The sequence below is a fragment of the Microcystis flos-aquae FACHB-1344 genome (assembly GCF_014698375.1).
Taxonomy (GTDB): domain Bacteria; phylum Cyanobacteriota; class Cyanobacteriia; order Cyanobacteriales; family Microcystaceae; genus Microcystis; species Microcystis aeruginosa.
The window spans coordinates 1-13,892 of record NZ_JACJSW010000026.1 but is presented as its reverse complement, the minus strand read 5'-3'; the positions used below and the strand labels follow the sequence as shown (position 1 = coordinate 13,892).

Annotated in this window: 23 protein-coding genes and 2 pseudogenes; 6 read left to right on the top strand and 19 right to left on the bottom strand. The window is 40.8% G+C overall.

Going from position 1 to position 13,892, the window contains the following annotated elements; all coding sequences use genetic code 11:
• Positions 1 to 128: 128 nt before the first annotated feature.
• Positions 129 to 695, top strand: a complete 567-nt coding sequence (locus tag H6G48_RS01445; RefSeq protein ID WP_190718350.1) for a hypothetical protein — start codon at positions 129 to 131, stop codon at positions 693 to 695.
• Positions 696 to 777: 82 nt separating this feature from the next.
• On the opposite strand, the gene H6G48_RS01440 is transcribed toward H6G48_RS01445, so the two are convergent.
• The 4 genes from H6G48_RS01440 to H6G48_RS01425 form a co-directional block, all read right to left on the bottom strand.
• Positions 778 to 1,425, bottom strand: a complete 648-nt coding sequence (locus tag H6G48_RS01440; protein ID WP_190718347.1) for a YqiA/YcfP family alpha/beta fold hydrolase — start codon at positions 1,423 to 1,425, stop codon at positions 778 to 780.
• An 11-nt stretch (positions 1,426 to 1,436) separates the two neighbouring features.
• A complete protein-coding gene (locus H6G48_RS01435) occupies positions 1,437 to 1,742 on the bottom strand; it encodes a DUF2973 domain-containing protein (protein WP_061430696.1) in 306 nt (101 codons plus the stop codon).
• 98 nt (positions 1,743 to 1,840) lie between these two features.
• Positions 1,841 to 2,248, bottom strand: a complete 408-nt coding sequence (locus H6G48_RS01430; protein WP_190718344.1) for a DUF2605 domain-containing protein — start codon at positions 2,246 to 2,248, stop codon at positions 1,841 to 1,843.
• A 15-nt stretch (positions 2,249 to 2,263) separates the two neighbouring features.
• Positions 2,264 to 2,890 (bottom strand): TenA family protein, encoded by a 627-nt coding sequence (locus H6G48_RS01425; protein ID WP_079209829.1) that lies wholly within the window; start codon positions 2,888 to 2,890, stop codon positions 2,264 to 2,266.
• Between the two features lie 116 nt (positions 2,891 to 3,006).
• Here H6G48_RS01425 and H6G48_RS01420 point away from each other — a divergent pair, with 116 nt between their 5' ends.
• A complete protein-coding gene (locus H6G48_RS01420; protein ID WP_012267271.1) occupies positions 3,007 to 3,213 on the top strand; it encodes a hypothetical protein in 207 nt (68 codons plus the stop codon).
• 41 nt (positions 3,214 to 3,254) lie between these two features.
• Entirely contained in the window at positions 3,255 to 4,154 is a 900-nt protein-coding gene (locus H6G48_RS01415) for an amino acid ABC transporter substrate-binding protein (protein ID WP_002799561.1), read from the top strand.
• A gap of 111 nt (positions 4,155 to 4,265) precedes the next feature.
• On the opposite strand, the gene H6G48_RS26740 is transcribed toward H6G48_RS01415, so the two are convergent.
• The 13 genes and pseudogenes from H6G48_RS26740 to H6G48_RS26735 form a co-directional block, all read right to left on the bottom strand.
• Positions 4,266 to 4,331 carry a hypothetical protein gene (locus H6G48_RS26740; protein ID WP_261779598.1) on the bottom strand — a complete coding sequence of 22 codons (66 nt, stop codon included), beginning with the start codon at positions 4,329 to 4,331 and terminating at the stop codon, positions 4,266 to 4,268.
• The gene (locus H6G48_RS01410; RefSeq protein ID WP_261779597.1) at positions 4,328 to 4,615 is read right to left on the bottom strand and encodes a HepT-like ribonuclease domain-containing protein; all 288 of its coding nucleotides are present in this window, start codon (positions 4,613 to 4,615) and stop codon (positions 4,328 to 4,330) included. The genes H6G48_RS26740 and H6G48_RS01410 overlap by 4 nt, the downstream gene beginning before the upstream one ends.
• The gene (locus H6G48_RS01405; protein WP_190718341.1) at positions 4,612 to 4,905 is read right to left on the bottom strand and encodes a nucleotidyltransferase family protein; all 294 of its coding nucleotides are present in this window, start codon (positions 4,903 to 4,905) and stop codon (positions 4,612 to 4,614) included. Before H6G48_RS01405 ends, H6G48_RS01410 begins: the two co-directional genes overlap by 4 nt.
• 165 nt (positions 4,906 to 5,070) lie before the next feature.
• The gene (locus tag H6G48_RS01400) at positions 5,071 to 5,268 is read right to left on the bottom strand and encodes a PIN domain-containing protein (protein WP_190718338.1); all 198 of its coding nucleotides are present in this window, start codon (positions 5,266 to 5,268) and stop codon (positions 5,071 to 5,073) included.
• A 28-nt stretch (positions 5,269 to 5,296) separates the two neighbouring features.
• Positions 5,297 to 5,506, bottom strand: a complete 210-nt coding sequence (locus tag H6G48_RS01395; RefSeq protein ID WP_002757244.1) for a PIN domain-containing protein — start codon at positions 5,504 to 5,506, stop codon at positions 5,297 to 5,299.
• Complete coding sequence (locus H6G48_RS01390) at positions 5,503 to 5,757, bottom strand: hypothetical protein (RefSeq protein ID WP_002757246.1); 255 nt, start codon at positions 5,755 to 5,757, stop codon at positions 5,503 to 5,505. The genes H6G48_RS01395 and H6G48_RS01390 overlap by 4 nt, the downstream gene beginning before the upstream one ends.
• Before the next feature lie 438 nt (positions 5,758 to 6,195).
• Entirely contained in the window at positions 6,196 to 6,450 is a 255-nt protein-coding gene (locus H6G48_RS01385; protein ID WP_004162525.1) for a hypothetical protein, read from the bottom strand.
• Positions 6,451 to 6,545: 95 nt separating this feature from the next.
• Complete coding sequence (locus H6G48_RS01380; RefSeq protein ID WP_190718335.1) at positions 6,546 to 7,325, bottom strand: PEP-CTERM sorting domain-containing protein; 780 nt, start codon at positions 7,323 to 7,325, stop codon at positions 6,546 to 6,548.
• Positions 7,326 to 7,743: 418 nt separating this feature from the next.
• Positions 7,744 to 7,952: pseudogene (locus H6G48_RS27045) on the bottom strand (type II toxin-antitoxin system PemK/MazF family toxin); the annotation flags it as partial.
• A complete protein-coding gene (locus H6G48_RS01370; RefSeq protein ID WP_147072783.1) occupies positions 7,953 to 8,207 on the bottom strand; it encodes a hypothetical protein in 255 nt (84 codons plus the stop codon).
• 106 nt (positions 8,208 to 8,313) lie between these two features.
• A complete protein-coding gene (locus H6G48_RS01365; RefSeq protein ID WP_190718375.1) occupies positions 8,314 to 8,811 on the bottom strand; it encodes a PIN domain-containing protein in 498 nt (165 codons plus the stop codon).
• A complete protein-coding gene (locus tag H6G48_RS01360; protein WP_002770804.1) occupies positions 8,811 to 9,056 on the bottom strand; it encodes a UPF0175 family protein in 246 nt (81 codons plus the stop codon). The genes H6G48_RS01365 and H6G48_RS01360 overlap by 1 nt, the downstream gene beginning before the upstream one ends.
• 174 nt (positions 9,057 to 9,230) lie before the next feature.
• Positions 9,231 to 10,400, bottom strand: a complete 1,170-nt coding sequence (locus tag H6G48_RS26735; protein WP_190718332.1) for a PEP-CTERM sorting domain-containing protein — start codon at positions 10,398 to 10,400, stop codon at positions 9,231 to 9,233.
• Between the two features lie 189 nt (positions 10,401 to 10,589).
• Between H6G48_RS26735 and sipA the strand changes: the two genes are divergently transcribed.
• From sipA to H6G48_RS01340, 3 genes are all read left to right on the top strand, one after another.
• On the top strand, positions 10,590 to 10,802 hold the full coding sequence (gene sipA, locus H6G48_RS01350) for a regulatory protein SipA (RefSeq protein ID WP_043995397.1): 213 nt from the start codon (positions 10,590 to 10,592) through the stop codon (positions 10,800 to 10,802).
• Positions 10,803 to 10,868: 66 nt separating this feature from the next.
• Positions 10,869 to 11,102 carry a hypothetical protein gene (locus H6G48_RS01345; RefSeq protein ID WP_423202521.1) on the top strand — a complete coding sequence of 78 codons (234 nt, stop codon included), beginning with the start codon at positions 10,869 to 10,871 and terminating at the stop codon, positions 11,100 to 11,102.
• A 131-nt stretch (positions 11,103 to 11,233) separates the two neighbouring features.
• On the top strand, positions 11,234 to 12,001 hold the full coding sequence (locus H6G48_RS01340; RefSeq protein WP_242034486.1) for a transposase: 768 nt from the start codon (positions 11,234 to 11,236) through the stop codon (positions 11,999 to 12,001).
• Here the strand turns inward: H6G48_RS01340 and H6G48_RS01335 are convergent, their stop codons facing one another.
• Positions 12,002 to 13,600, bottom strand: coding sequence for a peptide ligase PGM1-related protein (locus tag H6G48_RS01335; protein WP_190718329.1), 1,599 nt, complete (start codon positions 13,598 to 13,600; stop codon positions 12,002 to 12,004).
• 112 nt (positions 13,601 to 13,712) lie between these two features.
• Positions 13,713 to 13,892 (bottom strand): annotated as a pseudogene (locus H6G48_RS01330) (zinc ribbon domain-containing protein); the annotation flags it as partial.

Sequence of the window (13,892 nt, the reverse complement as noted above, 5' to 3'; positions counted from 1 at the left end):
ACCCCAACCTCCAACCGCTCGATCGAGAAATTATTAAACAAATATTTCGCAATATAGACAAAATTGGGAACTAAGTTATAATCTAGAACGTCTCTAGGTAATTTACTAACTTTTTGCTTGAGGTAATTGTGTTTAACAAAATTTCCCTTGTGGCTGGTTTTGCCGGTTTAGTTGCCCTAACCACCGTTGGTGCTGTACCCGCACAAGCAGGACCGGAAAATAACGAAATCCTGATCAGTCAACTGCGCGGCCATAACACCTACAGAGGTGAACCGCAACTCAACCCCGGTGACTATATACTAGGTCGCGTCCGGGGAACCGTGGGTGGAATTCTGTCCATCCAATTGATCAGACCTGTGACAGTGGATGGCAAAGAAATTTTCAGTGGCGACTTTGCTGACGGAACCACCGCTCGTATTGTTGGGGATGCCACCGGTGGTGACGATGTACTATTGCAAGTGGTAGATGGCAAGTTAATTTATGTGGGTAAAGCTCGTCCCTATTGGGTTTCCCGCTTGAAACTAAAATCGGAAACCGCTACCAGCAGCAATCGCTCACAACTTTTAAGAGAACTTAACCAAAAAGAACCCGCTTGGGGACTTCCCGCTTTACCCCCGGAAACCAGAACCTTTACTGAAGTTGCTCCTCAACCCGCTCCCGAGCCTAGTGTATCTCCTATCCGCGGACTTTGGTAGTGGGAAGAAATCAGGAGAAAATTTAATACAAGTGTACCAAGTAAACCCCTCTTTTTTCTATGGAAGGGGGGGTCTTTTTTCGTCAAAAATTGAGAAATAACTGCATTTCAGCCCAGATTCTCGTCATCACATCGGTAAGGGCATGATCACTATCTAATTCGATTAATTTTACCCAAGGACGATTTATGCAATAATGGCGACTATTTTCTAGGGGAATCACCTCATCGGCACGACCATGAATAATCAGGGTGGGGAGCTGCCTGATTAACTTTTCTTGGGGATAATTAGCTAAATCCTCAATAAACTTGTAATAAATCGGCAGATAACGACGATAACCGTGGTGATACACCGATAAACTCCCAGATTTTTGCCAATTGGCTAGGGTTTCTGCTCCCAATTGTCCCAACCAAACCGGCCCGAAATTAAAAGCGGGAGCTAATAAAACGAGCCTTTGCACCTGAGAATAAGTTTCTGCCAGCCAAGCTGCCGTTAAACCGCCAAAACTGGAACCAATCAGAGTAACAGGAAGCTGAGATTGTTGAATCAATGGGCCGATTTGGACAATCTGACGAGTGAGAGTTAAGCTAGAAAAGTCATCACCGTTAAGATCGGGAATTTCCATTGCTAAACCCCTATTTTGCCAACAATGTCTCAAAAATTGCGCTTTTGTTGATTGGGGGCTAGAAGCAAAACCGTGTAGATAAATATATCTGTTTTCAAGGACCGCCATTCTAGAACCAACTAGATTTCTTCATCTTGCTCTTTGGTAGCACTGGGAGAAGAATTATAAATGGCATCTAACTGCTGACGAGCATCTTCGACAGTGACAGAACGAATCACTAACAGAGGTTCATTAATCAGCTGTCCGGCCTCGTCCAAAAGTTCCGGATGGGAAGTCATGGGATAACCGTAGGGATTATAGGAATTACCCGATTTAGCAGGACGTTTCTGGGAATCCATGCTGACAGTAATCAGACTACGAATTAAATTATTAATGGTCAAAAAAGCGATAACCGTGAAGGCGAGGATATAGAGCAGATGTAGCATTGACCAAGTCTCCCATGAATTATGTGTGAATATTCCTAATTGCCAAAACTTTATGCTAAAAATTCGCTTAACTCTCTAGCTTACCAAAAAGTTTCAGGTTAAGCGTCAGTTTGAGGAGATTGATATTCTCCCCAACCCTGTAATCGACGACGACGACTGCTGACACCCCAACACTCTGCCACCAACTGATGCCAAGGCAACAACATCTTGGCCTCGATACCCACCTGACCACCTGTGGTTTTAAAGAGTAAATGAGCCGTGGCCACCTCCTGTTGGGCGTTTTTGACTCTTGCCAATAAATCGTCTTGTTCCTCGAGGCTGAGAAAGGATAATCTCTCGGATTCGAGGAGGAGACGGGAACGGGAAAACCAATAGGTGAAATCCTCTAGTAGAGGTTCTAAGATAGTTTTCAGGAGTTCGTTTTCGGTGGGTTGCGAAGGGAACATTATTCTTATAATGACGATTTTGCTTACCTTAATCTTAGCGTTATTTATATTTCTTAACATTGTGACGGGAAAATTTTAAGATTTGCCCCGGCTGTAGGCGGCACTAAAGAAGTCCTGTTCACAACTAAGGGCATAACGATAGGATAAAAAGATATTTTCCGTCATCAGAGCGTATTTATCCGCCAATTCCTCTAACTGGCTTGCTAAAGCGGCGAATTCATCCCCACTATAACTATCAATCCAAGCTTGATAGGGATTCTCAGAAATCGGCTCTAAGGCTAATTGTTGACCCAGATAAGCATAAAGACGCATACAGGGACTCATCGCCACGGCAATCGCACCGATATCACCCATCCAAGCGGTAGCGAGAAGAAAATCCGTATAGCGACGGGTGGCGTTAGCGGGCTGAACCTTTCTCAGGTCAACTCCCCACTGTAGAGCATAATTTTCGTGTAATTCTAATTCCTTTAATACCCCTGCCGCTAACCGATGAAAGCTAGTAAATCCCTGCCAATCAGGAGCTTTAGCAGCGGCGATACTGTAAGCACGGGCGAAAGATTCCAGAAAAAAAGCATCCTGACCGACATAGAAAGCGAAACAGTCCCGTTTAAGCTCTCCTGTGGCGATACCTCGCACAAAAGGGTGTTCTAGACAAGCTTGTACTAGATCTTGATGGCTGTGCCAAAGTTGCTGACTAAGCATAGGAAAATACTAATTAGGTGGACAAGGTTGGTCAACTAGAATCGGGCATTCCTTAACCCAAACTGACGCTAACCCTGTTATAATACAGATAACTAACCAAATTGGAATTAAAAACTATGCGACTTAAGCGATGGGAGTCCCCCCGCCGTCAGGGACGTAACGACAAAGGCAAGGGTGGTTCGGCCCGACAGCGACAACTGAAAAAACAATTTAAAATGTTGTCGAAAAAACTAAAAGGGGGAGAGAGTAACATCTCTCCTCTTTTTTTGTCCCCAGCAATCTCCTCTGAAAAATCTTCCTCTGGGAAACTCTCAGTCTCCTGAAACAGTCCCAGACTTGAGCCACTTTCAGATTAGGAAAAAAAATGAAGCGTACACTTGCCGTCATGACGATGACAGTAGCTTTAACCCTCACCAGTAACCATTCTAGCCTTGCCGGAGCAATCTTCGATCGCATTCAAAAAACTGGGGTAATTACTGCCGGCGCTCGTAAAGATGCTATTCCCTTTGGTTTTGTCAACTCCCAGGGCAAGTGGGTGGGTTACAGCCTTGATATGTTAGAGTTAATTCGCAAGGAAACCGAACGGAAGTTAGGAAAACCAATTAAGTTAAAAATTGTTGAGATTACTCCCCAAAATCGTTTTGAAAAGTTGAAAACAGGGGTTATCGATATCGAATGTGGCTCCACTACTTTTACTTGGAAAAGAGAAAATGAAGTGGATTTTTCCGTTAGTTATTTTGCCAGTGGCACTCAATTGTTAACCCGCAAAGGTAGTAATCTCGATGACATCGGTAGCTTGGCAGGCAGACGCATTGGAGTAATTGCCAATACTACTAATGAAGCAGTAATTAAAACCCAACAACCCGCCGCTATTTTGGTCAAAGTTAAAAATCGTGGCGAGGGTTTACAAAAACTAGAAGCGGGAGAAATTGATGGTTTTGCCAGTGATGGCATTACCCTGGAAGGTTTAAGGAAAAGCGCTAAAAATCCCAATAATTTAGCCATAGTTCCCTCCTATCCCTACGCCTACGAATCCTATGCCTGTACTTTACCCGAAAATGATTCTAAATGGCGCGATACAGTGAATTATACCCTATTAAAATTCATGGAAGGGATCGTTAGTGACCAACAACAAGCGGTGACAATTTATGAACGTTGGTTTGGTGAAGAGGGTGTTGTTCCCTATTCCAGAGAAACTATTAATGATTATTTTCAAGGCATTGTCAACACCTACGAATGGATTCCTTTAACTGTATTTCCCTAAAATTAAGACCTTTTTAGGGAAAGGTTCAAAAAGGCACTCTTGCAAGTGGGAATAATTATGAATCGGGAAGTGGGAAGTGGGGAGGTGGGTTTTTAAAGGAGGAAGGAAAATTTATTGTAATTTCTCAATGATACTGATAATGATTCTCTTTAGCTGGGGGAGATTGTTTTGAATCACTTTCCAGACGACTTTTTCATCAATTGCCCAATATTCATGTCATGAACTAATTTATCCCGCATACCTGCGATGTTTTTCCAAGGAATATTGGGATAATTAACTCTCACTTCATCAGGAATATTTTTGACTGCTTCCCCGATTATTTCAATTAATTTTACTGCCGAAAGAAATATTTCTATCTTAGTTGGAAATTCTGCAAAGCTTAGATCCTGAGTCATCTTTTCTAGTTGACAAATTGCCTCTAGAATGTCTTGCAAGAAATCTCTAAATTCCCGTTGCGTCATACATAAATAACCTCGGATAAAATTCTTTCTCTCCTTCTTCCTTTTAAGCCATTTTTACTGATAACATCCGCTTTTACCTTAAGTAAATCACTTAAATAATATTCCAGATCTACTAAATCTAGTAAACTAGGCGGTTCTGTATAATCTATCAGAATATTAACCTGACTATTTTCCTGCACTTCTCCTTTTACATAATCTCCAAAAATGCCTAATTCACTGACATGATACTTTTCTTTTACTAAGGACTTAACTTGACCCAAAATCGCTTTAATTTCTTCTAAATTTTTCATGATGCTTACCTTCTAAGATAACGGAAAAGACTTCTACCCTACTGATCAAAATTTTATTTCCTGTATCTGTATTGTAGCAGATATCGGATGAAAGGATAAACCATACTCCTTGAAATCATGGGAATTGAGAGAGTTAGGCCAAAAATACCCCCTCAATTGACTGAATTAAGGGGGCATTTGTCGCAGATATTTATCAAGAAATTTCTCTGATGTTAAACAATCAAAATCAGCAATAATTTTGATTAATTCTCGATTTTCAGACAAAAAGATTTCTGCCGCACCATATTTGGCAGTTAGATAGATAAAAACATCTTCAGAAGGCACTAATTTTTCTGCAATTATCTGACTTGCTTCTGCTTTCATTGCAATCGTTTCTGGTATAAATAAGCAATTAAGATTCTGCCAGATTTGATCTACTATTTTGGCTGCTTTTGCCAACTCGTAAAATTTGGTTAATGAGTTCCTGGGAAATAATAACTTTGATTGAAGATTGATTATTGGGGGTATAATATCCTAACCATGTAAGAATTCGCTCTTGTGGTGAGAGGGGTTTTAATTGACCAATAATATAAATATTTGTATCTAAAAAAATTCTCCTCATTCATACCGCTCCTGAAATAGTTCTTGCTTCACTTTACGAATAAGCTCTAAAATCTGTTCATCAGTGTCGATACCTGCTTCTTTAAATGCAGCTTGCATCTTAGTACGAGCTTGTTCAAATTCTACTTGTTCATTTTGATCGGGAACAATAATAACAACTTCAATCTCTGTGTCTGTTGGCAAATCTTGATGGGGTTGCTCGATAATTAATTGTCCATCTTTGATTTTGGCTTTAGTCTGAATAAATTGCATTTTTGATTTTTCCTCAGACTCAATCTGGTTTATTATATCTATCTTATCATTTTCGAGCGACTAATGTGTAAGAGGAAGATATATAAAAAAACAAAACCCCCTCAACTGACTGAATGAAGGGGCGATCGCAAGTTTTTTATTAATGGTTTTTAGGAGACTTTTGTGGTTTCCTTTTCTGAGGGTTTGGAGGGTTTTAGTTGGCACTTTAGGGTTATCTCCATACTTTCACCCGCATTATATCAAAATGATAATCATAGCTCCAAACAGGTAGATCTAATTCGATTGAGATGATAGCAGTCAAAGCATCAACAATAGTAATAGTTTGATCAGGAAATTGTTTAGCTTTTGCTATGGCTGCGAAATACTGATCTTCTGTCGGATTGATCAGATTAGCAGATTCTAAGCAATTTTGTGTGAAATGAGTGGCTTGTTCAAATCCTAATCTATATAGAAGCAAGCTGTAAATTCGGCTAAAACAGCGTCATGATTGATGGATGTGTCAGTATAGCCACTTCCTTTGGGTGCGGGAGATAAGTGAAAAGATTTTTTCGGTTTGGATAAATAGCCTTTCGCTATTAAAAATGATTCTATAGCCGTTTGTACTGTATCAGAAGAAGATACCTTATGCTCTTGATTGTAGGCGGCTAGAGCATTAATTATGGTGGTGGGTAGCTCAATCGTCACCTGTTGCATAACCAAAATCCTCTTGATTTAATTATGTCCCTATTATACAATAAACCCCCTCAACTGACTGAATGAAGGGGCATTTATCGTATTTTGTAAGCAATTTAGCCTACTTTTGTGGTTTCGTTTTCTGATGTTTTGGATGATTTTAGTTTGCGCTTCAGGGTTGAAGCTGCACCTAATGCACCAAAGGAGCCAATAGCTAAAAGTCCAGCAGTTGAGGAGGGTTCAGGAACAGGTATAGCCCCAACGCAGCTACCGGGGCAACCGCCATAGTCATAGCCTGGCCCCGGCCGCCTCCAGTCGCTACCAAAATCCGGCCGGGTGAATACTTGATAATCTTTATTTTCAGTACCCCCTACATGGAAAACTAAGCCCCCAAAGGAAAATTTACCTGCTGTATTCCCTGCTGGAAGCACTCCTGGAGCAAAGCCACCATTGGGATTGTAAAGGTTGTCCGAAGGTGAGTGACCGATCCTGTCTGGGACTGGGGTTACACCATCCCCTTCAGGTGGAGGGAGAGGTATGAAAGGTTTATTAAAAACGCCAGAGCCTACGGGAAGTATTGCAGTAATAGGGTTAGTGATGCCGCCTGGGTCAGTCTCCGTTCCCGTCACGTCAAGGATTTTATAGCCTGTAAAGGTATAGGCTGGAACCGGGTTTGGTACTGTCAAGGCGTCCCACCCTGGGTTAGAGTAAGAAGGGGCGTTTTTTGTTGTAAGCGTGTCCTCCGTAGTCAGATTCAGTTTAAATAAATCACCGTCCGAAGTTAAAAAGTCGAACTTGAAGCTAAGTTGAGCGGCCTGAGCAGGACTTGTAGATAGTCCGATGAGTGCAGTGGTTACAGCCGCTCCAAGAATCGCGGCTGAGATGCTGTTTTTCATTTTTTTTCTTCTCAATAGTGCGGTTATCCCCTCGCCGCTAGGTTAGGCAACACCCCAACCCAACGCCAAAGGGAGACAACGGGATTATACACATTCCCCCCCCCACAACTGTATCAAAAGTTACAATTTAATAAATCCTTACATTTTTCTCCCCAACTAGGAATTCAGATTTTGGTTTTTTAATGTATATCGCATCGCTTCTTACAATTGCTGTAAATAACTAGAAGAAAGTGTCCCCAACTGTCGCTGAAGTCGTTGTCTATCAATAAGTAGCTGGTTATAATTAAATTAAAAATATATTTTAGGTTCGATCCCCCCTGCCCCCCTTGATAAGGGGGGTGCCGATCCCCCCTTAGTCCCCCCTTTAATCCCCCCTTAATAAGGGGGGGATCTGATAATTTTTAACGCCTACCTACTTAACAACAATTTGATAACATAAGGCTACTGATTCCTGATTTAAGCCTCCCTGTCCTGCGGGAATAACCATTGTTACGGGGATTTGTGCGCGACGTAAATTACTGGTTAATGGAATTACAACAACAGTGGGACAATAATAACAGGTCGAATACCAGCTTGTTCTGAACCACGACTCGGATTCAAATCAGCTAGATAAATATCCCCTCGCATTTATTGCTTATCCTCTTGTTCAAGGTGAGATAAATAATCGGGTAAAATACTTTCTGAAAAGCTAATATCCTCTTGAGCAAATTCATTTTGTAACGATTGTGCTTCCGCATCTGAAATATGATCCCATTTCTGAAAACGTGAATTTCTTTGTAAGGATTGGGCGAATTCAAGGACTTTTTGCTGTTTTTCTAGCGGTAAAGTCTTAATACTCTGCAAAATCTGGTCTTGAAGATTATTAATATGGGTGATAGACATTTCAACTTTTACTATATTTACACTAGACCGACTATTCTACCACAAAAAACGCTCTTGTTGTCAATTAGTTAGCAACAATTAAATAAGAAAATTTTGAAGGCTTTAGTTATTGGTTTTCATCAATTTCTTGCGCTGTTTTTAATATGTCTAAATACAATATTTGATTAACACGGAAACCTGCTTTAAAAATCAAATCATCCATTAACGGCTGAATAGTAGGAATTAATCTTCTTCTTTTGGCAATTAATAAAATACCTAAAATTCCAATAACATTCAATCCTAAACTAATTGCTTTCTTTCTGCCAGGGTTCTCGTCTATAATTACTCTATCAGCATTTGAAGAAATCGCTAAAGCTATCGTTTCTGATTCTCCTCGGTGTAATTCCTTTTGTAATTCTTCTAATAATAACCGATTCTCTAACTCTCGCTTTTCTATCCAGGATAGGGTTTGAACTTCAATAGTGCCAGGAACTGAATAACCTAATCCTGTCATTTCTTCATAAACAGCCACTGGAATAATAATTGTTCCATAGATATCATGGAGCAAGTTAAGATAGCCGATAGCAGCTAAACTGGTAATCGGAGAGGTGTTACTAACAACAATTACAGATCACCTAAGGTTTTTAAGGTTTGTAATTCTTGTTGCCAATCTACACTATCATAATTTACACAAATATTCCTCTTGGCGACTTCTTGACGAAATTCAATTAAAGATAAGTTGGCAAAATCAGCCGCTTTTGCGCTACTGATATGATAATCTCTAAACATAATGATTGCCAGTTCTAGTTGCAACAGTTGCTCGTTTTTTCCTGTTGCTTGTATAATTTCGTTGGGAATCACAATAGTCATTAAAATTTACGATATTTGTATGAACCGCCCCCATTGTATCACAAAAAAATACTTGTGATCGATTAATTAATAAAAATTAATGAATAGAAACATGGACAAAAAATACCCCCTCAACTGACTGAATGAAGGAGCATTAATTCTACTTTGGTAAGCAATTTAGCCTACTTTTGTGGTTTAGTTTTCGTCGAATTTAGAGGATTTTAGTTTGCGTTTCAGGGTTGAAGCTGCGCCGAGAGTGCCAAGGGTTAATAAGCTGATGACTGTAGAGGGTTCGGGAATTCGTGGTCCGTTATGTGAACTAGCGACAGCTTCTAAAGCATCTATATTTTCATTCACTGCCCCGGTAGCCTGTCTGACATTGAAAGCTGTATCCCAGAGATGCCCACCGTGATTGAGGAATTGGGCAGCTTGACCAAATTGCCAATGCCAAATTTCCCCGCCATCGATATCGCCCCCATTAATATTGGGTGTGATGATTCCATCAAGATTAGCGTCGATGGGCATAACACTGAACAGAATGGCATCGCTGTTATCCCATTGGCCAATGTTACCGCCATCCCAGACCATTAAACCATCCAAATCGATAATATTCGCTAAGTTAGCTATGTCAGGGCGGTTAATCGCCGCCGCAATCTGAGCAGCATCAAGATAAGGGTTACTTACACCACCGTTGTAGTACCATAATGACGTTCTCGTACCGTTAATGAGGGGATCTCCCAGCAAAGAGTACACATCAGCATCATCAGGAGTCGGATCTGCTAGGCCACCCCAAACCTCCAAACCATCGAGATCGTTAACTCCCGCTTGATCAATTTCTGGAGGCTTTGCCCAAAAGCCAATCCCCCCGCCAATCGATTCAGAAAGAACACTTTTTTCATGTATTCCAAGCTGGTTATAAGCAGGACTTGCGTTATAAACAGTAGCACGGGAATCACCGGGGAGTAATAGCGTCGTCGAACCAGTCGAGAATAGTAGGGCGGCTTGATTAGCGATGACATCCCAGAATAGGGCATCTTGATGATTAGCTAAGGCATCTACTTCTCTAGCTGGATCGGTATCACCTGAGCGAGAGCCACTATAGTCGAAGGCATCTTGCCGACCACCATTGCCATCCCAGTAAATATTCTGTTCTGGATCTAGAACTGGCGGTTCTTGAGTGTCTTTGTCAAAGCGATCGCTGTATTCTTTGCCCGGAACATTTTTTGGCCATGGAATATGCGGTCCAGGTGCAGGTTGGACAAACGGTCCTTGAGGAACAAATGGTCCTGCCAATACCTGGGATGGGGCTACCGTGACACCCAGTAAGAGCCAGGAAGAAAACAAAAGTTTATGAGTGATTTTCATGATTATTGCTCCAGCAGATTTCGTATTGCGATTATCCCCTCCCAGCTAGGTCAGGCAACAGCCCAACCCAACGCCAAAGGCGGATGGCAACAGCTTACAGAATACCTATTCCCTAGGGAATCTATCTTGAGAATGATTTGAAATATGCTAAGTTGAGATACGATATCACGATCGCATCTAGTCAGTACCATGAGTGAAATTAGCGTCGGGGGAAAAGTCCGTCTGATTGCCATTCCCCCTTACCTGAAAACCGCCGATCCTATGCCTATGTTACGGCCGCCGGAGCTGCTCAATATCGACGATATCGGCACGGTTATCGATCGCCGGCCGGGGGGTTATTGGGGTGTAAAATTCGATCGAGGCTCATTTCTGCTCGATAGCAAATATTTAGAAGCTATTTAAACCAGTTAAGTGCATCGCAGTCAAGACAACTTTGATAAATCACAGGCAAATCTAAAGAGTTAATTTATGTCTAATACTTTTCTATCGATCGTTATCCCGATGCGCGAGGGATTTAGCGAACATTGGCTAGGAGAATTATTGAAAGTCAAGGGAGATATAGAATTTATTTTAGTTCATCCTCCTGGGGTCAAACCTTCCCCAGTCAATGATCCACGCATGAAACAGATTGTCTGTGCTTTACGAGGTGAAATTATTCAAAGAAGGGAGCATCTCACCTTTGCCATGAGCATAAATACTTAGTGGAAAAATAGGCTTTTCGAGGGTAATTCTTGTTTTAATTCTCCATGTACGCAGTCTTTAAAAGCCTCTATTTCGTTCCAAGACACGATTAAGAGTGGCTTTTAGGCTAAGTATAATTACTCATTGCGTAAGTGAGATGCTCCCTTCAAAGAAGTACAGGATTTTTAAATGCCAGAGGTACTTATATTCTCACAATCAATTGCGATGAATATTTACACCCTGAGATCGTCACCTTAGTCAAAGACTATTTTGAACGCTTCCCCAATAGTTGGGTATTAAGATTAGCCAGATGTGGATTTCCCTACGGTGAACGAGAAAAATTAGAGAGTCCTTGGCCAACAATTCCCGATGTAAAAAGTTTAGCTATCTGTAGCAGGAGAGAAAATAATAGCAACTTATTTAAAGAGAATAATTATTTATTAGAATTACCGATCGCTCCTTTAGATAATCCTTTTAATCCCCAAGTTTTTCTCAATCAACGTCGCGATCAAAATGGTTCCCATTTAGAAAATTTTGATAAAAAAGTTTGGAAAAGTGAACCTGTGCAAGTAGCGACGATAGAAATTACTAATCTCATGAACTTATTTGGTCCGATTAAATATATTCCTTTTTGGTGTTTAGATAGATTACTAGGTTTATATATTCAGGCTAAATATTTTGAAAAAGAGCGAGTAATCGGTCACTGGCTGCCGAATTATCCCGAACAAATACGAATTGAAGATAATCCTCCTGAATACCAAAGAACTTGGCGATTTTACTTTTTATCGGAAGTTATGTTATTAAGAAAATTCCCTCAGTATGGCTATCTTTGGAATCTAGCTATCTATCAATTTTTAGAACTGCCTGCTTGGATGATTAAATCTCTGAAACAAAAAATTATACCCAGTAAATCAGTCTAGTTATATCCAAGTGATCGGTAATCCAGAATAATAACCTAAATTTATGGAACTATGCTCTGTTTCCCAATCTAACACCTGTTCCACACGCTGATAAATTGCCGCAGCTTCCTCACTAGAATTGCCGATACAAGTTAACCCTAATTTACCAAATTCCGACAGCGCACCCATGAGATGAAAAACTGTTCCTGTTTTACTGCTACTATCAAAATGCAAGTGATGTTTAGCAATAATATCCATTAAATCATCGGGAAGTAAACCTTTGTATTGGGGTTTGTGGAGATTATCGGAGGCAATATAGTATTTTTCCTGGTGAGGTTGACTGAAAAATGATCCGGTTTTTCGATCATATTCACCATTAGTTAAAAGCTTCAAAGTCATAAAAGGATGGGTGGTTCCTCCTTTTCGCAGATTAATTTCGATCGCCTGTAAATCCCAGACTAAAGTTTCTGGATTTTTCACAGCGACGAAATCAACTCCATAGCGTTCAATTGCCCCCTTGGCTGCCAGAATTTCCCCTATTTTTAGACCTAATTCCTGTAATTGTAGGCGATAATTTTCATCGGCAGGAAAATGACAACCTAGATAAATTTGACCATCGGGACCGCCTAAAATTTGATCGTGAGTGGAAAGAATCTTCACTTCTCCCGTGGGTGTAATATAACCTTGCACACTCGGCGATCGCTTTTCTTCTCCTTCAATAAAAGCTTCGACAATTGCCCCTAATTCAGCAATTCTGCCAGAAAAACTGTCCCAATTTTCATCCCTTGCTTGAAAACTCATCTTCTCTAATTGTTTGGCCAAGAGATTGATTCTCTCGCTTAAATCTAGACTGTTACTATCAACAATTCCCCCTAAAGGACGTAAATCTAAAACTGCATTTCCTTCTCCCGATAACCCCTCATTTAATTTAACTACCATGCGTTTTAGTTGCGGTTGACGAGACCACAAACTAGCGGCTTCGTATAACAAATCCTTGACCGTATTTACCTGTAAACTACCGTCAGGATGGGGAATATTGCCTTGACCAAAAATCTCGCGACTGCCACTTTTAGAACCCCAATACAATAAGTCTGGACTACAGGCAAATAAAGGAATATCTAATTGTAAAGACAATTCTCGCTCTAAATTAGTAGAATTAAAACAAACCATGTAGGCACGATCTCGACGCAACGCTTGCCGGATTCTTGCTACTAAGCGCGGTCTTTCCAGAATTTTTTGGGTTAAAGGTTGAAAAGAGTTATCGTGAGTTGTCAGTAATAACAGACGATTATTAGCATGGGAAAAAGGAATCCCGGGCAACAATTGCAGGTAATAATCAATCACCATCCGCGCCAGTGGCTGCGCTGTTACATAGATTAAACGAGTTTTCGGGTGTCGCAACCGAATCAGAGAAAATAATAATCTTTCTTCGTAATGTAAAAAACCCGCTACTTTTTGACCGACTCTCTGATCGATACTAAAAGAAGGGACAACTAGGATATCATAATCCCATTCATCCGATTCGGGAACGTTTTCTCCCTGCCAAATCTCTTTTAGTTTTTCTTGTAATTCTTGATACCGCAGCCGCTTTTCTAGCATCAAATCTCTATCTAACAGCATGGTTTGTCCCACCTCTGTGGTTGCAGATACCTGTATCTTATCGATTTTGAGAGCCTGTCGTCTCCAGTGTCTTTCTTTTCTTAATATTCCGTTCTATTAAACCTACTCAAATCTACTCATGAGCAAATTTGACGTTAACTTCCTGCTTCACTGTAGTAGTGTCGGCACTATCTACTCTACAAGCTGACACGGTGGAACTCACCGCCAAAGAAGCTAGATTTAGACTAGCGTTCAAGTCTCGACCGCAAACTACATGGCATTGTTCACACTCAAAAACTCTTTCAGTTAAAGA